Annotated in this window: 23 protein-coding genes; 18 read left to right on the top strand and 5 right to left on the bottom strand. The window is 59.7% G+C overall.

All coding sequences use genetic code 11. The annotated features are described in order from the left end of the window. Positions 1–84 precede the first annotated feature (84 nt). Positions 85–1,077, bottom strand: a complete 993-nt coding sequence (gene trpD, locus JNM85_06885; protein ID MBL8087780.1) for an anthranilate phosphoribosyltransferase — start codon at positions 1,075–1,077, stop codon at positions 85–87. A gap of 50 nt (positions 1,078–1,127) precedes the next feature. On the opposite strand from trpD, the gene JNM85_06880 reads away from it, so the two are divergent. Both JNM85_06880 and JNM85_06875 read left to right on the top strand, forming a co-directional pair. Further along, entirely contained in the window at positions 1,128–1,616 is a 489-nt protein-coding gene (locus JNM85_06880; GenBank protein ID MBL8087779.1) for an NADH-quinone oxidoreductase subunit A, read from the top strand. Between the two features lie 2 nt (positions 1,617–1,618). Further along, positions 1,619–2,218 carry an NADH-quinone oxidoreductase subunit C gene (locus JNM85_06875; protein MBL8087778.1) on the top strand — a complete coding sequence of 200 codons (600 nt, stop codon included), beginning with the start codon at positions 1,619–1,621 and terminating at the stop codon, positions 2,216–2,218. 73 nt (positions 2,219–2,291) lie between these two features. On the opposite strand, the gene JNM85_06870 is transcribed toward JNM85_06875, so the two are convergent. Then, entirely contained in the window at positions 2,292–2,930 is a 639-nt protein-coding gene (locus tag JNM85_06870; GenBank protein MBL8087777.1) for an exosortase-associated EpsI family protein, read from the bottom strand. Positions 2,931–2,941: 11 nt separating this feature from the next. Next, positions 2,942–3,832 carry an exosortase/archaeosortase family protein gene (locus JNM85_06865; GenBank protein MBL8087776.1) on the bottom strand — a complete coding sequence of 297 codons (891 nt, stop codon included), beginning with the start codon at positions 3,830–3,832 and terminating at the stop codon, positions 2,942–2,944. A gap of 155 nt (positions 3,833–3,987) precedes the next feature. Between JNM85_06865 and JNM85_06860 the strand changes: the two genes are divergently transcribed. Further along, positions 3,988–4,437: a dTDP-4-dehydrorhamnose 3,5-epimerase family protein gene (locus JNM85_06860; protein MBL8087775.1), complete on the top strand. Its 450-nt coding sequence runs from the start codon at positions 3,988–3,990 to the stop codon at positions 4,435–4,437. Continuing rightward, on the top strand, positions 4,434–5,456 hold the full coding sequence (gene rfbB / locus JNM85_06855; GenBank protein MBL8087774.1) for a dTDP-glucose 4,6-dehydratase: 1,023 nt from the start codon (positions 4,434–4,436) through the stop codon (positions 5,454–5,456). Before JNM85_06860 ends, rfbB begins: the two co-directional genes overlap by 4 nt. On the opposite strand, the gene JNM85_06850 is transcribed toward rfbB, so the two are convergent. After that, entirely contained in the window at positions 5,453–5,977 is a 525-nt protein-coding gene (locus JNM85_06850; protein MBL8087773.1) for a hypothetical protein, read from the bottom strand. The genes rfbB and JNM85_06850 overlap by 4 nt on opposite strands. Before the next feature lie 65 nt (positions 5,978–6,042). Between JNM85_06850 and JNM85_06845 the strand changes: the two genes are divergently transcribed. From JNM85_06845 to JNM85_06815, 7 genes are read left to right on the top strand one after another with little or no spacing between them, the layout of a single operon-like run. Beyond that, complete coding sequence (locus JNM85_06845) at positions 6,043–7,107, top strand: glucose-1-phosphate thymidylyltransferase (protein MBL8087772.1); 1,065 nt, start codon at positions 6,043–6,045, stop codon at positions 7,105–7,107. A gap of 60 nt (positions 7,108–7,167) precedes the next feature. Continuing rightward, positions 7,168–8,469 carry a UDP-glucose/GDP-mannose dehydrogenase family protein gene (locus JNM85_06840; GenBank protein MBL8087771.1) on the top strand — a complete coding sequence of 434 codons (1,302 nt, stop codon included), beginning with the start codon at positions 7,168–7,170 and terminating at the stop codon, positions 8,467–8,469. A 15-nt stretch (positions 8,470–8,484) separates the two neighbouring features. Further along, the gene (gene gmd / locus JNM85_06835) at positions 8,485–9,579 is read left to right on the top strand and encodes a GDP-mannose 4,6-dehydratase (GenBank protein ID MBL8087770.1); all 1,095 of its coding nucleotides are present in this window, start codon (positions 8,485–8,487) and stop codon (positions 9,577–9,579) included. After that, on the top strand, positions 9,521–10,501 hold the full coding sequence (locus JNM85_06830) for a GDP-L-fucose synthase (protein MBL8087769.1): 981 nt from the start codon (positions 9,521–9,523) through the stop codon (positions 10,499–10,501). Before gmd ends, JNM85_06830 begins: the two co-directional genes overlap by 59 nt. A gap of 9 nt (positions 10,502–10,510) precedes the next feature. Then, complete coding sequence (locus tag JNM85_06825) at positions 10,511–11,545, top strand: glycosyltransferase family 4 protein (GenBank protein MBL8087768.1); 1,035 nt, start codon at positions 10,511–10,513, stop codon at positions 11,543–11,545. Next, on the top strand, positions 11,542–12,642 hold the full coding sequence (locus JNM85_06820) for a glycosyltransferase family 4 protein (GenBank protein ID MBL8087767.1): 1,101 nt from the start codon (positions 11,542–11,544) through the stop codon (positions 12,640–12,642). Before JNM85_06825 ends, JNM85_06820 begins: the two co-directional genes overlap by 4 nt. After that, entirely contained in the window at positions 12,639–13,799 is a 1,161-nt protein-coding gene (locus JNM85_06815) for a glycosyltransferase family 4 protein (GenBank protein MBL8087766.1), read from the top strand. Before JNM85_06820 ends, JNM85_06815 begins: the two co-directional genes overlap by 4 nt. Here JNM85_06815 and JNM85_06810 read toward each other — a convergent pair. Further along, the gene (locus tag JNM85_06810) at positions 13,760–14,701 is read right to left on the bottom strand and encodes an NAD-dependent epimerase/dehydratase family protein (protein ID MBL8087765.1); all 942 of its coding nucleotides are present in this window, start codon (positions 14,699–14,701) and stop codon (positions 13,760–13,762) included. The genes JNM85_06815 and JNM85_06810 overlap by 40 nt on opposite strands. Positions 14,702–14,785: 84 nt before the next feature. On the opposite strand from JNM85_06810, the gene JNM85_06805 reads away from it, so the two are divergent. The 7 genes from JNM85_06805 to JNM85_06775 all read left to right on the top strand — a co-directional run bounded on the left by JNM85_06805 (position 14,786) and on the right by JNM85_06775 (position 20,890). After that, entirely contained in the window at positions 14,786–16,036 is a 1,251-nt protein-coding gene (locus tag JNM85_06805; protein MBL8087764.1) for an aminoacetone oxidase family FAD-binding enzyme, read from the top strand. Between the two features lie 62 nt (positions 16,037–16,098). Then, positions 16,099–16,551: a DoxX family protein gene (locus JNM85_06800; protein ID MBL8087763.1), complete on the top strand. Its 453-nt coding sequence runs from the start codon at positions 16,099–16,101 to the stop codon at positions 16,549–16,551. Positions 16,552–16,582: 31 nt separating this feature from the next. Further along, positions 16,583–17,473, top strand: a complete 891-nt coding sequence (prpB, locus tag JNM85_06795) for a methylisocitrate lyase (GenBank protein MBL8087762.1) — start codon at positions 16,583–16,585, stop codon at positions 17,471–17,473. Continuing rightward, the gene (trpC, locus tag JNM85_06790) at positions 17,470–18,264 is read left to right on the top strand and encodes an indole-3-glycerol phosphate synthase TrpC (GenBank protein MBL8087761.1); all 795 of its coding nucleotides are present in this window, start codon (positions 17,470–17,472) and stop codon (positions 18,262–18,264) included. The genes prpB and trpC overlap by 4 nt, the downstream gene beginning before the upstream one ends. Further along, the gene (locus tag JNM85_06785; GenBank protein ID MBL8087760.1) at positions 18,261–18,845 is read left to right on the top strand and encodes a phosphoribosylanthranilate isomerase; all 585 of its coding nucleotides are present in this window, start codon (positions 18,261–18,263) and stop codon (positions 18,843–18,845) included. Before trpC ends, JNM85_06785 begins: the two co-directional genes overlap by 4 nt. A gap of 303 nt (positions 18,846–19,148) precedes the next feature. Then, the gene (locus JNM85_06780) at positions 19,149–20,102 is read left to right on the top strand and encodes an ABC transporter ATP-binding protein (GenBank protein ID MBL8087759.1); all 954 of its coding nucleotides are present in this window, start codon (positions 19,149–19,151) and stop codon (positions 20,100–20,102) included. After that, a complete protein-coding gene (locus JNM85_06775) occupies positions 20,099–20,890 on the top strand; it encodes an ABC transporter permease (protein MBL8087758.1) in 792 nt (263 codons plus the stop codon). Before JNM85_06780 ends, JNM85_06775 begins: the two co-directional genes overlap by 4 nt. Position 20,891 lies beyond the last annotated feature (1 nt).

Raw genomic sequence — 20,891 nt, 5'->3', positions numbered from 1 at the left:
CCTGCACAGGTCGGGCGTATGGGATGAGGGGCAAAGTCTGCATGAGGGTGTTCAAGCTGCCCGATTATGACCCATGGGCCGCCGTCAGCTCCGCCATGCTTCCAGCTTGGCCCGAGCGGCTCCCGACTCGATGGTGTTTCGGGCCAGCTCAGCTCCCGCTGGGAGGTCCTCGATGACCCCTGCCGCCCACAGCGCAGCAGCGGAACCCGGGATGAGCGCCTCGTTGCGGCTTGTGTTGCCAGGACTGAGGGCCTGGAGCAAAATCTCAGCGCTTTCCTCGAGCGTGTCCCCGGGCGAAATGTCGATCCCGTCGCCAAGCCCGAAGGTGGATGGATAAAGTGTCCATTCTGTGAGCCTTCCGTGCTCCACCTTGATCGCGGTGGAGGGCTCGGTGACCGAGATTTCATCCATGCCCGCCCCGTGTACGACCATGGCCCGTTCGCATCCAAGCTGCAACAAGGTCTCGGCCATAGGTCGGACAAACTCAGGGCGATAGACCCCGATGACTTGGCGCTTGGCACCCGCGGGGTTGAGAAGCGGCCCAAGGATGTTGAACACCGTTCGGACCTTGAGTTCTCGGCGGAGGGCCCCGACGTTCTTCAGCCCAGGGTGGAACGCAGGGGCAAACAAAAATGTGATTCCCAGCCGCTTCAGTTCGTCCGCAGCTGTTGCAGCCGAATCGGCCATCTTGACCCCGAGCGATTTGAGGACGTCTGCGCTCCCGCACTTGCTCGTCACCGCGCGATTGCCGTGCTTGGCGACCCGGGCTCCGGCGGCCGCGGCGACGATTGCTGCACCGGTGCTGAGGTTGAAACTGGGGTAGCCGCCGCCTGTGCCACAGGTGTCCACAAGACGGTCCGAAGAGGTCTGCACCTTGACGGCTTGGGTGCGCAGTTCTTTCACGAAGCCGGTGAGCTCGACCGATTGGACGCCGCGCATCCGCATAGCGATCAGGAGCGCCGCGACCTGGGCGACAGAAGCCTCGGGGACGATCATCGCGCTCATGATGTCGGACGCCTCCACTTCTGACAGCACCGCACCCTCCATGACCGCTTCGATCGCTTTCTCAAGGTTCATCGGGGTTGATTCTACTCGCGGGCTCTCAACGGGTACATTCTCACGTGAGCATGAACGGCGACTTCACTCCGGTTCTGATTCTCATCGCGCTCGCATCATTCCTTTGTGCCGCGATGGTCACCCTCTCTTGGGTCTTGGGCCCGAAAAAGGTGACTCCTTACAAGCAGTCTCCTTATGAGTGCGGCGTGGCACCTCAGGGCGACGCGCGGGAACGGTTCCCAGTCAAGTTCTATCTCGTCGCGATGCTCTTCATCCTGTTTGACATCGAAGTCGTCTTCCTGTGGAGTTGGCTCACCGTGTACCGATTCGCCGACACAGGCTTCCAGATGTTCACGTTCACGGTCATTGCGATCTACATGTTCTTGTGGTTGGTGGGGGACTTCTACGTTCTCCGCAAAAATGCGATCGACTGGGACGAATCGACTTCGCTCGACCCAATTAAGCTTGGCGAGGTGAAGGCTGAGATGCACGACTCGACCGATACGCTGGGCGAGCCGATTTCGAGCCGCGTGATTCCGGCGGCAGGTGGTGCCCAGTGAGTGTGGTGACCGACCGAGCAGAGGTTTCTAAGCTCAAGGAGCAGTTCGGCGATGCGATTCGGTTCGCAACCCTGAAACGGGACGACTTGTTCATTGGCGTCGCGGTGGGCGACCTGCACAAGGTCGTCACGTTCCTGAAGCAAGCGATGAACTTCGACTACTACAGCGAGTGCGTGGGCGTGGACTACTCCACATGGACGCATGCACGCGACTGGCCCGCTGGCGAAGCCAAGCGATTTGAGGTTGTCCACAACTTCATGTCAACGAAGACCTTCTCGCGACTTTTCCTGAAGGTAACCGTTGAGGACGGCCAGCCGGTACCGACGGTGAAGGACATCTTCCTCGGCGCGGAGTACCCCGAGCGCGAGATCCAAGATTTGTATGGCGTTGAGTTTGAAGGGAACGGTCCAATCAAGGGAGAGCGTTTCCTGCTGCCCAACGATTGGGTGGGATACCCGCTCCGCAAAGAGGTCCCGCTCGGAGGCGAGGACGTCGTGTTTGATCAGCACACGCTCGGACCAGCCGTGGAAGACATCTCCATGCCCCATGCGGGTGAGAGCTTCGCCGGAAAGACGGGCAGCGAAGGCGTCAGCGGCCGGTAATCACGCAGATAAACGAAGATGGGGTCCGCTCAACGTGTTGAGCGGACCCCATCTCTCTTTGAGTCAATTCAGATTAGAAGTAGCCCTTGCTGCTTTCGTTGGCTGCGTCGAGCCAGTCGCCGATGAACTTCTTGAGTTCTTCCTCGGTTGTGGTCTCGTTGGTCGGGAAGACGCGATAGAACACGCCGTCAATGTCCTTTCCGAAGCTGAACTGCTCCCAAAGGAGTGCGAGTTTGAGCTTCTGGGTGCTGCCGTAGAACTTTCCGCCCGGACCGCGATAGAAGAACGCAGCCAGTTGGTTGCGCATCTTATCCGAGGTCATCGTGATGAGCGTGATGGGCACTGTGCCGCGTGATTTCGTCACGACAGTCGAAGGGATCATCTTTTCCAGGGTGAATCCCTGGGCGGAGAAGCACACCCGTGGGTCGTGGAAGCTTGCCTTAGACCGGCTCGCGATGAGTACGGCATCAAAGCCTTTCACACCATCGGTGTACTGTCTGGCAACGATGCCGAAAGGTGCAAGGACCCGATAGGTCATCTCATCCATCTTGTACGAGAAGCGACCGTCCTCGGCTGCCGGCAGATAGTCCATTCCGGCGACCTTCATGGGTGCCATGGCCAGGAGTTCGTCCTCAGTACGCTTGAGGGTGTCTACCTTGCTTGAGAACATGACCCACGCGCCAGCAGATGCCATCACGCAGGCCAGAAACATTGATCGGGTGTTTAGTCCTTCCATCCTAGTATCCTCGCTAATTTGAAGAGCACGAAGAAGCAGATCAGCAACGTGAGGTATCCGCTGTAGTCGTGGAATTTATGTCCCGCATCCTGGCCGAATTCGTCCCCCACGACGCCGATTAGCGCGATGCGCAGGCCGTTGATGAACAGACATAGCGGCAGCACGCTGACGAACATGATCATGTTCGCCCAGATATTGAGCCGCGCGATGCAGACGAAGAAGATCATGAAGCAGCTAACCGCAAGCACCAGCTTGAACCCCGAACAGGGTACGCCGACGTCAAGCGTGAAGCGGTTCAAGTAAATGATTGTCGGGGAGTCTTGGAACGGCCTGAAACCGCCGATGTCAAGCATTCCGTAAGCGATCTTAGTACTGAGGAGCTGCAACGGGTTCGTGTATGAGTCGATCGCACCGGTCCATACGGGCAGCATGAATGCCAAGTACAGGATCGGGACGGCCAGGTAAAGCGTCCATTTGAACCCGAGGGTGAACCAAGCTCCGCCAAGCAACGCGAGCACGAAGGCCGCGGACATGAACTGATCGATCCCAGCAACGTATGCGCGTTGGTATACGAACAGTGCCCCTAAGACGATTGCGATCGCCGGGTAGAACGGCCGAACCGGAATGGTGGAAAGCTTCGGCCACCATTTGTAGACGATGTATCCCGCGATGAACGGAACTAGAACGCCGTGGGAGTAGTAGCCCTCGTCGTCGAACCACATGTCCGGGAGCTTCTGGAGCAGCGCGAAGAACCCAAAGATGATGGAGGCGAGCACGATAAGTCCCGGTACAAATGCGGGGCTATTTCGAACTTTGATCCAATCAATCCCTAGGAGTCCTGGCTGCCCGTCGAGGGTTTCGGGATTTGCCGTACTCATAAATCTCTTTTTTTCCTACGTGAAAGTTTCGATGTTAGGGTGCAGGTGCACGATTAAGTCAACGTCACGAAGGCAAGTTTCATTCCAGATTATGGCCCGTTTGGGCGAACCCGCTAGTATTGCCGGTCGCTTCTGGCAGGTAAATTCGGCTGACGATGTCGATAAGGGGAGTCCATCTCAAGCCACTGAGCCGTTACTCGGATAGCCGAGGTTGGCTTACCGAGTTGTACCGGGACGATGAGTTGCCCGAAGGATTTCGACCGGCGATGAGCTACCTGAGCGTCACGTTGCCGGGAGTCGCACGCGGTCCGCACGAGCATGTTCACCAAACCGACCTGTTCGTCTTCTTGGATGGTGAGTACGAATTGCACGTATGGGAGAACCGAGAGGGTGAAATGCCAGCGCACGAGATCCACGCGGTCGGCGCGACAAACCCGATGGCCGCTTGGGTTCCGCCTGGCGTCGTGCACGCATACCGAAATGTAGGCGATGCTCCAGCTTTCGTGCTGAACTTCCCGGACCAGCTTTATGCTGGCGAAGGGCGCAGAGAGCCCGTGGATGAGATTCGGCACGAAGACGATGAAGACTCGAGGTTTCAGTTTTGAATCTGCTCGTCACAGGGGCGGCTGGGTTCATTGGTTCGCACTTCGTTCGGCTTGTGCTGGAGGATCGTCCCGAAGTCCTGGTCGTCGTGGTGGATGCGCTGACCTACTCGGGGAATCGCTCCACGATGGCCGACTTTGCCGACCGAGTCACGTTCCATCAGGCTCGGATTCAGGATGCGGCGGCGATGAATCGTATCGTCGAATCTGAGGGGGTTACCCACATCGTCAACTTCGCTGCGGAGAGCCATAACGACCGCTCGATGGAATGCGCAGCCGAGTTTCTGGACACAAACGTGGGCGGAACTTACACCCTGCTCGAAGCGACAAGGAAGTTCGAGCTGGCGAAAATGGTCCATGTGAGCACCGACGAGGTGTACGGCTCGATCGCCACTGGCGAGTTCACGGAAAGCTCGCCTCTTGAACCCAACACGCTCTACAGCGCGAGCAAGGCGGGGGGTGACCTGCAATGCCGCGCGCATCACCGCGCTTATGGTACGCCGGTCAGCATCACGCGGGGAGGGAACACCTATGGTCCGTTCCAATACCCGGAGAAGCTCATCCCGTTCTTCGTTACGCGACTGATCGACGGCAAAAAAGTCCCGGTCTACGGCGACGGCTCACAGGTCCGCGAGTGGATCTACGTTCGTGACCACTGCGCTGGCATCCTGAAGGTGCTCGACGCAGGTCTTCCGGGAGAGGCGTACAACGTTGGCGATACCAATGAGCGCAGAAACATGGACATCGTCCGCATCTTATTGGAGGAGACAGGACAACAGGATTCGCTCGTAAAGCACATCCCGGACCCCCGACAAGGCGCGCACGACGCGAGGTACTCGATGCGGTGCGACAAACTCAACGCGCTCGGTTGGAAGCCGGAGCACCCGTTCGACGAGACACTGCGGATGACGGTGCGCTGGTACCGCGAGCACCAGCCGTGGTGGCGAGAGGTCACGAGTAAGCCTGAGCAGGTCGAGTTTGTTCGTCGCTACTACGGTCCGGGGCTCGGCGAAGACCTTTAGTCTTCGGGGGCAAGCGACTTTGCGGTCTCGTGCTCGGGGATGAGCAGCGCGATCGTCGCTACGAGGTACACCGCCACCATCGCGACGAAGAGTCCGACGGCGACGATATTACGGGGCGTTTCCACCGAATAGCGGAGCATCCACATGGTGATCGCGACCGCCCAGCCGACCCCGAACAGGATGGCGGTGCCGAGCTTGGCAGGGAGTTTCGGGACGAGCGATGCGTACGCGTCCGCGATCTGCAGATTGAAGAACATCAGTAACGCGGAGACACCGTAGCCACGGCGGACTGAAAGCCAGTACCAGATGCAACACGCAAACCCGGCAACGGCGACAACGTTCAGAAGCTGCGAGACGCGGCGGCGGGTCTCGGGCGAGTCGGGCACCACGTAGTGAATGATCAAACTCAGAAGAAAGACAGGCACCATGGCGACGGGCAGAAGCACCATGAGGACGCGCCGCACCAGACGCTTGAACCCGGACGTCTCGCCAGGTTCATTTATTCGATCACGTTCACCCATCTCTTTCGTCGTGATGGTACCGAAACCATCTAGTAGAATCTGGATTCTACGCGACATTCACTATTATGAAAGCTCTCATTCTCGCCGGAGGCAAAGGGACGCGTTTACGACCGTTGACGTTTTCGATGGCCAAACAGCTCGTGCCTGTCGCGAATAAGCCCGTTCTTGAGTACGGTATCGAAGCGATCGCGGCCGCGGGTGTGAAGGATTTCGGGATCATCGTGGCCGATGCAGCCTCGGAGATCATGCAAGTTTGCGGAGACGGCTCTCGCTGGGGAATCCGAATCACCTACATCCCTCAGCCGGATCCACTGGGGCTGGCCCATGCAGTCGCGACCGCGCGCCCGTACTTGGGAGATGACGATTTCATTATGTATCTAGGGGATAACTTGATGAAATCAAGTGTGGACTCGCTCGTAACGGAATTCACATCTCGACGGCCCGCGGCGACGATCTTGCTGACAGAAGTACCGAATCCCGAGCAGTTTGGGGTTGCGGAAATGCGCGAAGGGCGCGTCGTGCGGCTGGAGGAGAAGCCCAAAGAGCCGCGCTCGAACTTGGCGCTCGTCGGCGTGTACCTCTTCGATCGGCGGATCCACGATGCTATCGCGCGCCTGAGCCCGTCGGGTCGAGGTGAATACGAGATCACCGAAGCGATCCAGGGGCTTATCGACGAGGGACTAGAGGTTCGATCGCACATCGTCGAGGGGTGGTGGAAGGACACCGGCACAGTCGAGGCAATGCTGGAGGCGAATCGACTGATCCTTGAAGACCAGGTGCACGAGAATTTAGGCGACTGCGATGCTCGGTCGCGGATCGAAGGTAGGGTGCGGATCGGCGCGGGGGCGAGGCTCGTGAATTCGACCGTGCGTGGCCCTGCGATCATCGGCCCCGGGTGCTTCATCGAGGACTCATTCATCGGCCCGTTCACGTCAATCGATGCCCGAGTGCAGGTTCGGCGATCTGAGATCGAAAACTCGATTGTCCTGTCGGATGCGGTGATTGAGGACTTGCCCTATCGTTTGGAGAGCAGTTTGGTCGGGCGGGAAGTGCGGGCTTCGCGAGTCGATTCGCGCCCCCGAGCAATACAGTTGGTGCTCGGTGATCGCAGCGAAGTACACTTGCCTTAATCGAACCTAAATCTCTGCCGCCAAGAGCCGATAATGGGGCAGGGGTAAACTCAAATTTCTATGCAAGTTGCGATTGTCGGCACGGGATATGTAGGGCTTCCTACGGGCGTCGTGCTTGCTCATATTGGACACATTGTGTTGTGCGTGGACCGCGATCCCGCGAAAGTCGAGCGGATTCGCGGGGGCAGCAGCCCGATCCACGAGCCAGGTACGGAAGATCTCCTGCGAGAAGGTCTGGCCAACGGTCGATTCACCGCGACCACGGACCTCACCGCCGCCGTCCGCGCCGCGGAAGTCGTGATCCTTGCCGTCGGAACCCCAGAAGGGGCTGACGGCTATCCGGACATGACGGAGTTCGAGAATGCAGCGCTTGAAGTGGCGCGCGCCATCGACAAGCCGACGCTCGTCGTGACCAAGTCGACGGTTCCCATCGGCACCGGCGATCGCCTTCAACAATTGATGCTCGAAGCTGGAGTCCCCGAGGGCCAGGTTTTCATCCTCAGCAATCCTGAGTTCTTGCAAGAAGGGACCGCGATCAAGAACAGTTTGCAGCCCGATCGCGTGCTCATCGGAGGCAACAATGCGACCGCAGCTCAGAAGCTCGCGGATATGTACGCTCCTCTGGGTGCGCCCGTGCTGATCACCGACCGAAACAGCGCCGAGCTCATCAAGTACGCCAGCAACTGCTTCCTGGCAACCAAGATCAGTTTCATCAACGCCGTCAGCCGCCTCTGCGAGATGACCGGAGCGGATGTCGGCGAAGTCGCAAAGGGGATCGGGATGGATCAGCGGATCAATCCACACTTCCTCGGTGCGGGACTGGGCTGGGGAGGCAGTTGCTTCCCCAAGGATGTCAGTGGTCTGATCAAGATATCCGAGCGGATGGGCTACGACTTTGGGCTCCTGCGCGAGGTCGTGAAGATCAACGACGAGCAGGCGCTCAGCTTCCTCAACCGTGTGGAGAAGCGACTCGGCTCACTGGAGGGCAAGACGATTGCGATCCTGGGGCTGGCGTTCAAGCCGAACACCGACGACATCCGCGACTCGCGGTCGCTCGTGCTTATCGAAGAGATTCTCAAGCGCGGCGGCGCGGTGCAGGTTTACGACCCGATCGCGATGACCCATGTCCAACGGATTTTCCCCGACATTCGCTATACGCGGGACGCCTACGACGCCGTGGACGGCGCAGATGCGCTCATCCTGGCGACCGAATGGAACGACTTCCGCTCGCTCGACCTGGCGGCCATCGCCAAACGCATGAAGCAACCGATTCTTTTTGACGGACGACGCGCGGTGATCCGCGCTGCAGCCGAGGCTTCGGGACTGGAATACCACACCATCGGCAAGCGCACCATGGCTTAACGGCGATTTACGACTATGAAGACAGCTCTTATCACTGGAATTACCGGACAGGACGGCGCATACCTGGCAGAGATGCTCCTGAACAAGGGGTACGCCGTGCACGGAATCAAGCGTCGTACGTCGCTGTTCAACACCCAGCGCATCGACCATTTGTATCACGACCGGCACGATGACGGCCCCCCGTTGCGGCTTCACTACGGAGACTTGACCGACTCGACCTCGCTTATCCGCATCATCCAAGAGGTCAAGCCGGACGAGATCTACAACCTGGGTGCCCAGAGTCACGTCAAGGTGAGTTTCGAGGAACCCGAATACACCGCCAACTCGGACGCCATCGGTACGCTGCGCATCCTGGAAGCGGTTCGCATCCTAGGCATGCAGGATTCGGTGCGGTTCTACCAGGCTTCGACGAGCGAACTGTATGGCTTGGTCCAAGAGATCCCGCAGAAGGAGACCACTCCGTTCTATCCGCGATCGCCGTACGCCGTGGCCAAGATGTACGGCTATTGGATCACGGTCAACTACCGCGAGGCATACGGAATGTATGCCTGCAACGGAATCCTCTTCAATCACGAGTCCCCCCTGCGCGGCGAGACCTTCGTCACGCGCAAGGTCACTCGGGCAGCAGCGCGCATCGCTGTGGGACTGCAAAGCAAGCTGTACCTTGGCAATCTGAACGCTTTGCGCGACTGGGGCCATGCTCGCGACTACGTCGAAGCGATGTGGCTGATGCTGCAGCAGGACGTCCCTGATGACTTCGTCGTCGCGACGGGCGTCCAGCACTCGATCCGCGAACTGTGCGAAGTCGCATTTAGTCAGGTGGGTATCGAACTGGAATGGGACGGCCAGGACGAGCGAGAAACGGGCCGCGACCGCAAGACCGGGAACGTGGTCATCGCCGTCGATCCGGCGTACTACCGACCGACGGAAGTCGAGACCCTGCTTGGTGACCCGACCAAAGCGAAGATCAAGCTGGGATGGACCCCAAAGGTCACCTTCCGAGGACTGATCGAAGAGATGGTGGATGCCGACCTCGAGACGGCAAAGCGCGATGCGCTCGTCCAAAAAGAGGGATTCAAGGTTTATCAGAGTGCTGAAGAAGGACGCTAAGATCTTCGTCGCGGGGCATCGGGGGTTGGTCGGTTCGGCCATCGTCCGCGCTCTTCGGGCACGAGGCTGCACGAACATCGTCACCAAGACCCGGCAAGAGCTAGACCTCGAAAGCCAATCGGCGGTGAACGACTTCCTTGCCGCCGAGAAGCCGGACTGGATCGTCATGGCCGCGGCTAAAGTGGGTGGCATTGGCGCGAACTCGACCTATCCCGCCGACTTTATCGGGCTGAACTTGGTGATGGAGTGCAACCTGATCTGGGGCGCACACCTGGCCGAGGTGCCCAACTTCTGCTTCCTAGGTTCGAGTTGCATCTACCCGCGCGAAACCAAGCAGCCAATCCCCGAAGAGGCGCTGCTGACTGGCAAGCCCGAGCCCACCAATGCACCCTACGCGGTCGCAAAGATCGCGGGTCTGGTGATGTGCGAATCGATCCGCAAGCAGCACGGACGGAACTATTTTACGTGCATGCCTCCGAACGTCTACGGGCCCGGCGACAACTACGATTTGCAGACGAGCCACGTGCTACCTGCGCTGATCCGCAAGTTCCATGAGGCCAAGATAGCGGGCAACACGCCCGTTACGTGCTGGGGGACCGGCTCGCCCCGGCGCGAATTCCTCTTCAGCGATGATGTGGCCTCGGCGATCGTCTTCCTCATGGACCACGACAACGTGCCTGACATGGTCAACATCGGGGTCGGAACCTCGATCTCCATCCGCGAACTGGCGGAGACCGTTCAGCGCGTGATCGGTCACGATGGCGAGATTGTGTGGGATTCATCGAAGCCGGACGGTTTTCCGGAGAAGACCAATGACGTTGGACGACTTTTCGGTCTAGGCTGGAGGCCGCAGCACTCGCTCGAAGAGGGCATCGGTTTGGCCTACCAAGCCTATCTTGAGTTGAACGCGCTCGCTCGGTAAGGCGAACTCATGCTCGTTGACCATTTTCCAGGCTACAAGGCAAAGTCCAACACCTATAACGCTTTGCTGTGCCAGTCGCTGGAGGCCCTGGGCGTTACCATCCGCGAATACGACCCGCTGACCACCTTGAAGGAGGGGGCCGCGGACGTGGTCCACGTCCACTGGCCCGAGTACTCGCTCTCCGAGAAGCGACCGCTGTGGCGTCAATTACGCCTTCTGAAGTTCTGGTCGGGCATCCGCTACGCCAGGATGCGGGGAGCCAAAATCGTCTGGACCGCCCACAATCTTCGTCCGCATGAGCGGCTTGACGACGGTCTCGAGACCCGTTTCTACCGAAAGTGGATCCACTGCATCAGCGGAGTGATTTGCCTGTCGGAGGCGTCGAAGGGTCCGCTCGTCGAGCGCTACCCCGACCTTGGGCAGACACCCATCTTCGTCATCCCCCACGGCGACTATCGGCCGACGTTGGGCGGAACCGTGACGCGTGATGCGGCTCGCCAAGCGCTCGGCCTACCGACCGACGCGTTGATGATCGGGAGCGTAGGAGCGGTGCGGCGTTACAAGAATTTGCCCGTGTTGATCGAGTCGTTTCGCCGGGTCGCACCCGAGGGGGTACGGCTTCTCATCGCGGGGAAGTCGTCTGAGCCTGAGCTGATCGCGGAGATCGAACAGGCGATATCGGGCGACCCTCGCGTGACATTCTTGAATAAGTTTCTGAGTGATGAGGAGATGGAGCAGGTGAACGTCGCCTGCGATCTGATGGTCTTTCCGTACACGGACATTCTCAACAGTGGGTCGGCACTGTTCTCGCTCTCGTGCTCGCGTGCGGTGGTGGTGCCCCGGCTGGGGTCAATGCCTGAGCTTTCGGCAGCGGCTGGAGCGGAGTGGGTGCGGTTGTACGAACCGCCGTTCAGCGACGAGGCCCTCGGTGCGGCCATCGCGCAGGAACTACCCGCCGCAGGTAGCCAACCCGACCTTTCGAAGTTCGATTGGAAGGTGATTGGGGCTCAAACCAAGGCGGCCTATGAGCAGGTGTGCCGATGACCCGAATCGCCTTGCTCGTCAACATTGTTGCGCCGTACCGTATCCCGGTGTACGAAGTCATCGCTCAGGACAGTCAATTACAGGTCTTCACAAGTGGTGGTGAGTCGAACCGGACAACGTGGAGCAACTTGACCGCGGAGGCTACGGGAATTCAGTTCAAGAAATCGTGGGGTTTCACGCTCAAGATCCCACGAATGAAGGATGGCAAGGTTTTCGACCACCGGTTCGTGCACATCACTCCCGGCTACTTCTTCGACCTTGTGGCGATGCGGCCGCACGCGGTGGTCTGCAACGAGATGGGGTTCCGGGCGATGACCGCACTCATCTATGGTTCGATTTTCCGTAAGCCCGTATGGGTCTGGTGGGGCGGAACGCTCCATACCGAGGCGGATGTTGGTCGCGGCAAGCGGATGCTGCGCAACTGGTTTGTCCGGCGGGTGCGTCGGTGGATCAGCTACGGCAAGACAAGCACGGAGTATTTGGTCTCGATCGGGGTGAAGCCGGAGGCGGTCCTGGAAATCCAGAACTGCGTCGATAGGCGGCGGTTCTCCACCGATGTCGAGCCCGTTTGGACGGACTTGGAGCATCCTGTGCTGTTGCACGTGGGGCAACTCATCAACCGGAAAGGGATCGATTTGCTCCTGCGGGCTGCGGCGCAGGTCCGGCGGCGCGGTCGAACTTTCAGCCTGGTGCTGGTGGGGGGTGGCGACGAGAAAGCCAACCTCGAAGGGCTCGCCGCTGAACTTGGGCTCAACAATGTCCACTGGAAACCCGCGTGCAAACCGGCAGAGATGCCCGGCATCTACCGCAGCGCAGACGTCGTTGTCTTTCCGACTCTCGAAGACGTCTGGGGGCTGGTTGCCAACGAGGCGATCCTCTGTGGCGTGCCCGTGCTCGTCAGCAAGTTCGCAGGTTGCAACCAAGAGGTGGTGGACCCCAAGAATGTCTTTGATCCGACCGACCTGGACGCGTTCACGGAGATCCTTGATCGGGCCGTGCAGGGCGACATCGCTCCCGCCGAACCCGAACGGCTGAAGAGCTTTGAGGAGGTCGGCGCGATGATCCGCGGCGACATGCGCCGGGTGATCGGCAAGTGAAGATCGTGATCGTCCACGCACGGTACGTGCACCGCGGGGGCGAAGATTCGGTCGTTGATCAGGAAATCGAGCTGCTTCAGCAAGCCGGGCACACGGTCCGGCTCTTCGAGAGGCGGAACGAAGTTCTGACCGAGATGTCACCCGTGCGACAAGCCAGCATCACGATCGCAAACCACGCCGTTGCCGAAGAGTTCCGGGCGTTCCTTCAAGAAGATCCTCCGGATGTCGTTCACGTCCACAATACCTTTCAAGTCATCTCACCGCTGGTGATTCGAGTTGCGCACCAGCTTGGAGTTCCGGTCGTGCAAACGCTCCACAACTATCGGCTGCTCTGCGCAAACGGGTTGCTGTACCGAGAGGACGGAGCCTGCGAGCTTTGCGTGACGAAGAGCTTGAAATGGCCTGCGATCAAGTTCGGTTGCTACCGTGGCAAGGCGGGGAGCACTGCGGTCGCTTTGATGCTCAGCCGATCGCGCCCGATCTACCGCGAAGACGTGACGCGCTTCGTCGCGCTCACCGAGTTTGGCAAGCGCAAGTTTATCGAAGGAGGGTTGCCGGCAGCGAGAATCACCGTCAAGCCCAATGCGCTGCTCCGCGATCCGGGAGTCGGGTCCGGCTCGGGCGGCTACGTCTTGTACGTAGGGCGGCTCAGTCACGAGAAAGGGATCCAAGTGTTGTTGGAAGCGTGGAAGTCGGTGCGAAACCAGCGCATGCTCATCGTCGGTACCGGGCCGATGGAGGACGAGGTCCGTCAGCGCGTTGCTCAGCTAGAAGGCGTCCAGTGGCTGGGCAAGCTCGAGCCGTCTGAGGTGATGAAGAGGATGCAGGATGCCGCGCTGATGGTGCTACCGAGCGTGTGTTACGAAGGGTTGCCGATGACGATCATCGAGGCGTTGGCGTGCGGGACTCCTGTGCTCACCCCGAATCACGGGGCGATGCCAGGGCTGGGTCAAGAAGCGTCCTTGACTTACGAAGCGCCGTTCGAAGAACAACTCGCCACAAAGCTCAACGAACTATTGAGTCATCGAGAAGGGCTGGCAGAATTGCGACCCGCAGCAAGAGCCACCTACGAAGCGCGGTACACCCCGGAGCAAAACCTGGCGAGTCTCGAAGCGATCTATCGGGATGCCGTCGCCGATTGTGCTTCGAAAACCTGACGCAGGCCCGCTTCCAAATCGAGCTTCGGTACAAATCCGAGGTGCTGCCGGGCGAGCTCAGCGGTGCAGCACGAGTGCTTGATGTCGCCCGCGCGGGGCTCGGCATGGATGACCTTGGCACTTGAGCCAGTGACCTTCAGGATCATGGTAGCGAGCTCGTTCAGGTCGGTCGCCTGACCCGTGCCGATGTTGAAAGAGCTGCCGTCCGATTTCGGCGTCTCCATCGCGAGCAAGTTCGCGCGGACGACGTCACTCACGTGGATGAAGTCGCGAGTCTGTGAACCATCGCCGAAGATCGTCAGGTCCGTGCCTGCCCGGGCGCGATCCATGAACTTGGCGATGACCGCGGCGTACTCGCTGAACGGGTTCTGCCGCGTTCCAAAAACGTTGAAGTATCGGAGGGAGACGCCCGCCAGGCCGTGCAACACACTATACGACTTGAGGTAGTTCTCGCAGATAAGCTTCTGCGCGCCGTAGGGCGAGATGGGACCGGTTGGCAGGCCCTCGTGCTTGATCGGCTCGGGGCCGTCGCCGTAAACGGCGGAGCTTGAGGACATCACGACGCGTGCGCCGTTGGCCTTGGCCGCTTCGAGCAGGATCATCATGCTCGTCGCGTTGACGTGGTGCGTCATCACCGGCTCGGCGATGCTCTGCGGGACGCTCGCGATGGCGGCAAGGTGGAAGATACACTCGACGCCCGCAGTCGCCTCGTTCACCAGCGCTTCGTCAAGTATCGAACCCTCGAAGAAACGGACGGAGTCCTTGACTGACTCTAGGTTGGCGAGGTTGCCGGTTGAGAGATCGTCAAGTACTGCGACCGAGTGGCCAGCCGCGACAAGGCCTTCCACAAGGTGGCCACCAATGAATCCGGCACCGCCGGTAACGAGAACTTTCTTCGCCATACGAGCTTCCGTGAGTCTACCGCAGGCGCATTTGGGCGCCCTGAGTTCATTTTCGGTCGTTGACTGACCCTTCATAATGGTCGTATGGCGCAAGACGTGGCGGTGGTGGGAGCGGGTGCAGCCGGCATCATCGCGGCGTGGCGAGCCCGGACGCTTGGTGCCCGCGTTACTCTGTACGAAAAGACCCACCGCGTGGGCACAAAGATCCTGATCTCCGGAGGCGGGAAGTGCAATATCACTCACGACGGGCCGCTTGAGGACGTGCTCAAGGCGTTTCGGCCCAACGAGGCACGGTTCATTCGGCCCGCGTGCTACCGCTTTCCACCGTCCGCGATTCTCGAAGTCCTTACTGAGCGCGGACTGAAGGTGTACACACGACCCGATGGACGGATCTTCCCCGTTGACCAAACGGCTAAGGACGTGGTGGCAATTCTGCACTCGATTCTAAAAGAGGTCGGAGTCCAGATCCGGTTCGATGCAGCGGTGGAGAAGCTGGAGCGATCGGAGCATGGCATCGAAGCGCTGTGGGTGGACCAGAAGCGAATCCCGGCGACACGGGTTGTCGTCACGGTAGGTGGGTGCACCTACCCGAACTCAGGCACGACCGGCGATGGCTGGCGATGGGCCGAGGGATTGGGGCATTCGATGGTGCCGATTCGCGCCGCCCTCGCACCCGTCCTGACCGATCCGGAACCCGCCAGTGGGCTTCCCGGTGTGGCGCTCCGCGATATTGTTCTCAAGGGTCGGGTCGCCGGGAAGGAACTCACCCGTTGGCGTGGCGACATGCTCTTTACGCATCACGGACTCAGCGGTCCGACGGTTCTCGGGCTGAGCCGGGTGGTCGCCGAGGCGATGGCGGATCGTCAGACGGTCACGGTGGAGGCCGACCTCTGTCCTGATCTCACGTTCGAAGGGCTCGGCGAATCGGTGCAAGAGTTCGGCACTGAAAACCCGCGTAAGAAGCTGAGCGGATTCATCGAGCGGTTTGCTCCTGCGCGGGTAGCCGAGGACGTGCTGAGGCTAACGGAGCTCGATGAGACGACCGTTGCAGGTGGCTTGGCGAAGAAGTCGAAGAATCGGCTGGTGGAATGCCTCAAGGCGTTCCCGCTGGGAAGGGTTCGCGAGGTCATTTTGCCTAAGGGCGAGGTCGCGGCCGGCGGGATTGCGCTGGATGAGGTCGATCCAAAAACGATGGCGAGCTTGCGCTGTCCAGGACTGTTCCTTGCGGGCGAAGTGCTGGATATTGCGGGTCCGGTAGGCGGTTACAACCTTCAGGCGGCGTGGGCGACCGGCTACGTGGCGGGAGAAAGCGCCGCTACCAACCCAACCAAGTAACGAAAATCGTCCTAGTGCAGCGGTTTGACAGGCGAGGTATGCAAAAATGCGGGGGAGGGCCTATGAAGTCGAACGACGGAATGACGAATTTTGCGTTGCTGATGCTCCGACTTACCGCCGGGCTGATCCTGCTGTACTTTGGCTCGCAGAAGTTCCTCGGCGCATTCGGAGGGATGGGGCTCACGAACACGATCGTAGCTTTCAAGAACTCGATGGGGATTCCGACTCCCATGACGGTGCTTGCCGTGATTGCGGAATTCTTCGGCGGACTTGGACTCGTCTTGGGCGTGTTCACTCGGGTCGCTGCGTTTGGCGTCCTGTGTACGATGGCGGTCGCCACGTACACGAACGTTCAGAAGATTGAGTCACTGGTAGCGACCCAAACAAACCCGTTCCCCATCAACGGGGCGGCTTTCCCAATGGCGTTGGGCGCGATTGCGCTGGCACTCATGCTCTTGGGTAGCGGGGACTGGTCGCTCGAAGCGCACTTCTTCGCCAAGCGTCGCCGCCGCTAGCGTCCAACGGGCTAGCAGGTACCCTCTGGGAATGCTTGGTCCGGCTCTCCCGCGCCCTGGAAGTCAGCTTCGTGCGCTGTTTGAGAAAGGCATCGTGGTGATGCCTGGTGTTTTCAATGCCCTGAGTGCGAAGAGCGCAGCAAACCTAGGCGCGCAGGCGCTGTACATCTCGGGCGGTGCCACCACCAACGCCCTCATTGGGACCCCCGACATTGCACTCATCTCGCTCGAAGAGATGGCACTGACCGCTGCCCGGTGCTCTCAAGTCGCGCATGTCCCGATCATCTCAGATGCCGATACCGGCTGGGGGGCGGAGTGGAACGTCGTCCGAACGGTACTGGAAATGGAGCGGGCGGGCTTGGCAGGGATCCACCTTGAGGACCAAGTGAGCCCCAAGCGGTGCGGCCACCTGGACGGTAAGGACGTCGTTTCGTGCAACCAGATGCAGGCCAAGATCCGAGCTGCTGTGGCGGCGAAGGCCGACCCGAGCTTCATGATCATTGCGCGCACCGACGCGCGAGGCGTCGAAGGGATGGATGCCGCTGTGGACCGTGCTCGTGCCTACGTAGATGCGGGCGCGGACGCAATCTTTCCGGAAGGCTTGATCAGCGAGGAGGAGTTCGCAGCGTTCCGCAAGGCGGTCGGCGTTCCGCTGCTCGCCAACATGACTGAGTTCGGAAAGACTCCGCTGATCTCCGCATCAACATTCGAGAATCTCGGCTATCAGATGGTGATCTTTCCCGTGACGGCGCTGCGAGTGATTCTGAAATCGATGGAGGAGTTCTATGCCGATTTGTTGAGCACGGGGACTCAAGCAGGTTGGATGGATCGGATGCGGACACGCAAGGAGCTCTACGCCACGATCGGGTACGACGAGTACACCGCGCGGGGGCAGGCTTGGAGTCAGGGCGACGATTCGTGAATGTCCTTGACCGGATTTTCGCCGCCAAGAGGGCGGAGGTCGCGGAGAAGTCAACTGCCGCCGCGCTAGCCGACTTGCGTGCGCTCGCCGCAGACCAGTCGCCGACCCGCGGTTTTGAGCGGGCCCTCCGAGGTGCGGACCGGCTGGCCTTGATCGCAGAAGTGAAAAAGGGGAGCCCTTCCAAGGGGACCATTCGCGCCGATTTTGATCCCGCGGCAATCGGACGCGACTACGCGTCCGCTGGAGCGGCCTGCCTAAGCGTGCTGACCGATGTTGAATTCTTCCAGGGCGCGCCCGAAAATCTGAATCTTGCGCGTGAGGCGTCGGGTCTGCCGGTGCTACGTAAGGACTTTACGACAAGTGAGTACCACGTGATCGAGGCGCGCTCGCTCGGAGCGGACGCCATCCTGCTTATCGTTAACGGCTTGGACAATCATGAATTGCGCGACTTGCGAGCGCTTGCCGAATCGTTGGCCATGGATGTTTTGGTGGAGGCCCACAGCGAAGGCGAAGCGGATCGGGCGATTGCGAGCGGAGCGAAACTGCTTGGGATCAATAACCGCGATCTGGAGACTTTTCAGACATCGGTCTCGGTTGGCGAGAAGCTAATCCCACACTACGCCCGTGAGCAGTACGTGGTCGCCGAGAGCGCGCTGGAGTCGGCGCAGGATGTCCGGCGCATGGCTGACGCGGGGGCACGGGCCGTGCTTATCGGGACGGCGTTCTGTTCCGCGCCCGATATCCGGCAAAAGGTGGCGGAGATGATGGCCCCGGTGTGGAGCAGCCAGTGACCCGCATCAAGATCTGTGGGCTCACGCGGCGCGAGGATGCCGAACTTGCGGTCGAGCTCGGAGCGGATGCGGTCGGGTTCGTGGTCGAACCGACCAGCCCTCGGTGCGTCGATCCCGCTGAGCTGCCCTGGCTGGAGGACCTAGCCCCGTTCGTCACACGTGTTGCGGTATTCGGTGAGTACCGATCGGGCCTGGACCTGCAGCAGTTTGACGCGATGCAGACCGTCAAGGGTGGCGTGGGTCGGCGGATCCAAGCGTTACGGGTGGCGGAGGGGGAGTCGCCGGTACTGGCGCTCAGTCGGATCGCCCCTGGCGTGCATGCGGTGGTCCTCGATGCGCACGTGGCGGGACAGTACGGTGGGACGGGGCAGACCATCGACTGGGGTGTCGCCGAGCAGATCGTTGCGCTGAGCACGGTGCCAGTGATTCTAGCTGGCGGACTAACGCCCGCCAATGTCGCTGAGGCAATCCGGCGGACACGTCCATACGCAGTCGATGTGAGTAGTGGTGTGGAGTCGGAGCCAGGAATGAAGTCTGCGGACCGACTGCGAGCTTTCTTCGCTGCAGTAGAAGGGGTCTAGCAAAAAAAAAACGCGGGAACGTTGAAAGGAGAGCAAAGCACGTTCCCGCTAGTTCGTTCAAACCTTCCTCTAGGCCTCTCCGACCGCGCGTTGGCGATCACCTGAGTACTTTCGGTTTGTAGAGTTATAGTACCGCCCATAGTGCTCCCAGCATCGTATATTATTGTGCATATTAGCACAATAATACTAATTACCATAATCTAGTGTCACAAATTTGCAAGCTTGGCAAAGGCTGGTCCTAGCGTTCGTACGAGCATCCTCGCAGGTATAATTCCGGCGCAATCATCGCAGGAGGTGCCCCCCTTGGGAGCAGCCATTGAGACCAAATCACTCACGAAGACTTACCGGTCAAAGCAACGCGGTTCTGTAGACGTCGTCAAGAGCCTCGATCTACACGTCGAAGAAGGCGAAATCTTCGGGTTCCTCGGGCCCAATGGCGCGGGCAAGACCACGACGATCAAGATGTTGCTGAACATCATCAACCCGACGTCGGGGACGGCCCAGATCTTTGGCAAAGAGGTGGACGACATGGACGTCCACCGAATCATCAGCTATTTGCCGGAGAAGCCGTACTACTACGAGCACATGACTGGCATCGAGATCTTGCGGTTTTACGCCAGCCTCTTCGGGATCAAGGACGAGGCCAAGTGCCAGGCCCTTCTCGAGAAGGTGAACTTGGCTGGTGACATGTCGAAGATGATCTCGCAGTACTCGAAGGGTATGCAGCAGCGGATCGGCCTCGCGCAGAGCCTGCTAAACGACCCGAAGCTGCTCTTTCTGGATGAGCCCACGGGCGGTCTGGACCCGATCGCGCACGTCGAGATTCGTGACTTGATCCTCCAATTCCGCGATGAGGGCAAGACGGTTTTCATTTCGAGTCACGAGCTCAGTGACGTCGAGCGCATCTGCGACCGCGTGGCGATCATCGTAAAAGGCACGGTCGCGACGCAGGGTCGTCTTGAGGACCTGCTGAAGGGCGGACGCATTGAGATCACCGCAAATGGGGTCAGCGAGGCCCTAAGTAAGGAGCTCCACGGTCTGTCGGACGCTCTGGTTTCGTACAACAGCGGGCGACTGATTCTGGATATGCCCGACGAACGCGATCCAAACTCCGTAATCGACTCGATCCGCTCCAGTGGCGGGACTGTCAGCAGCGTCATCCCACGTCGTAAGCGGCTAGAAGATTTGTTCGTTGAGATTGTTGCGGACGCCGACACGGCCGCAGGCAAGAGAGCCACCGAGGTTTCACAGGCATGAGAGTCATCTATTCCATTGCAGCGACCACCGTCGGCGAAGCGATTCGCCGCAAGGTTTTGCTGATCATTCTGTTCATCGGCGTTCTCTTCGTCGCGATCGCTCCCGGATTGCAGGTTCTGTCTGCTCGTCAAGAAGAGGCGGTTCTGAAAGGGTTGACGCTGGGCATCATCCAGCTCACGAGCGTGGTCATCGCCATCGTTCTCACGGTCTATCTGATCCCGAACGAGATCGAACGGCGCACGATTTACACTATCCTGTCGAAGCCCGTCCTCCGAGCGCAGTTCCTGCTCGGCAAGTACCTAGGCGCAGTCGCCGCACTCGCGCTGATGATGTCGCTGATGACATCGGTGCTGCTGGTGGTCTACGCGGTGCAGAACCGTGGCGGGAACATGAGCGCGTTGGCCGATTTGGCCAAGCCTCCAATGATGTACTTTGTACAGATGTCGCTGCTGGCGGCTCTCGCAATCTGCCTCTCGACGTTCGTGACGCCCTTGGTGAACTTCTTCCTTAGCGGGGGCCTGTACCTTATCGGCTCGCTGCTGTCCACCGTCTTCCAGACGATGAACGAAAACCCGAACATGCCGGCGTTTACCAAATACTTCGCGCTCATCGTGAGCTCGATCTTGCCGAACTTCGCCAAGTTCAACGTTCAGAACCCCATCATCAACCCCGTCAGCCAGATTCAAAACGAAACGCAGTACTACTTGGCCGCAACGGGCTACGGAGTGATCTATATCGGCGTCCTGCTCATCATCGGCATGCTGATCTTTGAGCAGCGCGAGGTTTGAC

It is taken from the genome of Chthonomonas sp. (assembly GCA_016788115.1).
In the GTDB taxonomy this organism is placed as follows: Bacteria; Armatimonadota; Fimbriimonadia; order Fimbriimonadales; family Fimbriimonadaceae; genus UBA2391.
Note: the sequence above shows the minus strand (reverse complement) of the source record. Positions and strands in the feature narration are given on the sequence as shown.

What these genes read in the sequence shown, in the direction of transcription:
- JNM85_06850 (MBL8087773.1), bottom strand. Translation starts at nt 5,977, where the DNA reads ATGGGTGAACGTGATCGAATAAATGAACCTGGCGAGACGTCCGGGTTC.
- JNM85_06870 (MBL8087777.1), bottom strand. Translation starts at nt 2,930, where the DNA reads ATGTTTCTGGCCTGCGTGATGGCATCTGCTGGCGCGTGGGTCATGTTC.
- JNM85_06775 (MBL8087758.1), top strand. Translation starts at nt 20,099, where the DNA reads ATGAGAGTCATCTATTCCATTGCAGCGACCACCGTCGGCGAAGCGATT.
- JNM85_06860 (MBL8087775.1), top strand. Translation starts at nt 3,988, where the DNA reads ATGTCGATAAGGGGAGTCCATCTCAAGCCACTGAGCCGTTACTCGGAT.
- JNM85_06845 (MBL8087772.1), top strand. Translation starts at nt 6,043, where the DNA reads ATGAAAGCTCTCATTCTCGCCGGAGGCAAAGGGACGCGTTTACGACCG.
- JNM85_06810 (MBL8087765.1), bottom strand. Translation starts at nt 14,701, where the DNA reads ATGGCGAAGAAAGTTCTCGTTACCGGCGGTGCCGGATTCATTGGTGGC.
- trpD (MBL8087780.1), bottom strand. Translation starts at nt 1,077, where the DNA reads ATGAACCTTGAGAAAGCGATCGAAGCGGTCATGGAGGGTGCGGTGCTG.
- prpB (MBL8087762.1), top strand. Translation starts at nt 16,583, where the DNA reads ATGCTTGGTCCGGCTCTCCCGCGCCCTGGAAGTCAGCTTCGTGCGCTG.
- JNM85_06820 (MBL8087767.1), top strand. Translation starts at nt 11,542, where the DNA reads ATGACCCGAATCGCCTTGCTCGTCAACATTGTTGCGCCGTACCGTATC.
- JNM85_06840 (MBL8087771.1), top strand. Translation starts at nt 7,168, where the DNA reads ATGCAAGTTGCGATTGTCGGCACGGGATATGTAGGGCTTCCTACGGGC.
- JNM85_06800 (MBL8087763.1), top strand. Translation starts at nt 16,099, where the DNA reads ATGAAGTCGAACGACGGAATGACGAATTTTGCGTTGCTGATGCTCCGA.
- JNM85_06880 (MBL8087779.1), top strand. Translation starts at nt 1,128, where the DNA reads ATGAACGGCGACTTCACTCCGGTTCTGATTCTCATCGCGCTCGCATCA.
- gmd (MBL8087770.1), top strand. Translation starts at nt 8,485, where the DNA reads ATGAAGACAGCTCTTATCACTGGAATTACCGGACAGGACGGCGCATAC.
- JNM85_06805 (MBL8087764.1), top strand. Translation starts at nt 14,786, where the DNA reads ATGGCGCAAGACGTGGCGGTGGTGGGAGCGGGTGCAGCCGGCATCATC.
- JNM85_06825 (MBL8087768.1), top strand. Translation starts at nt 10,511, where the DNA reads ATGCTCGTTGACCATTTTCCAGGCTACAAGGCAAAGTCCAACACCTAT.
- JNM85_06830 (MBL8087769.1), top strand. Translation starts at nt 9,521, where the DNA reads ATGCGCTCGTCCAAAAAGAGGGATTCAAGGTTTATCAGAGTGCTGAAG.
- JNM85_06865 (MBL8087776.1), bottom strand. Translation starts at nt 3,832, where the DNA reads ATGAGTACGGCAAATCCCGAAACCCTCGACGGGCAGCCAGGACTCCTA.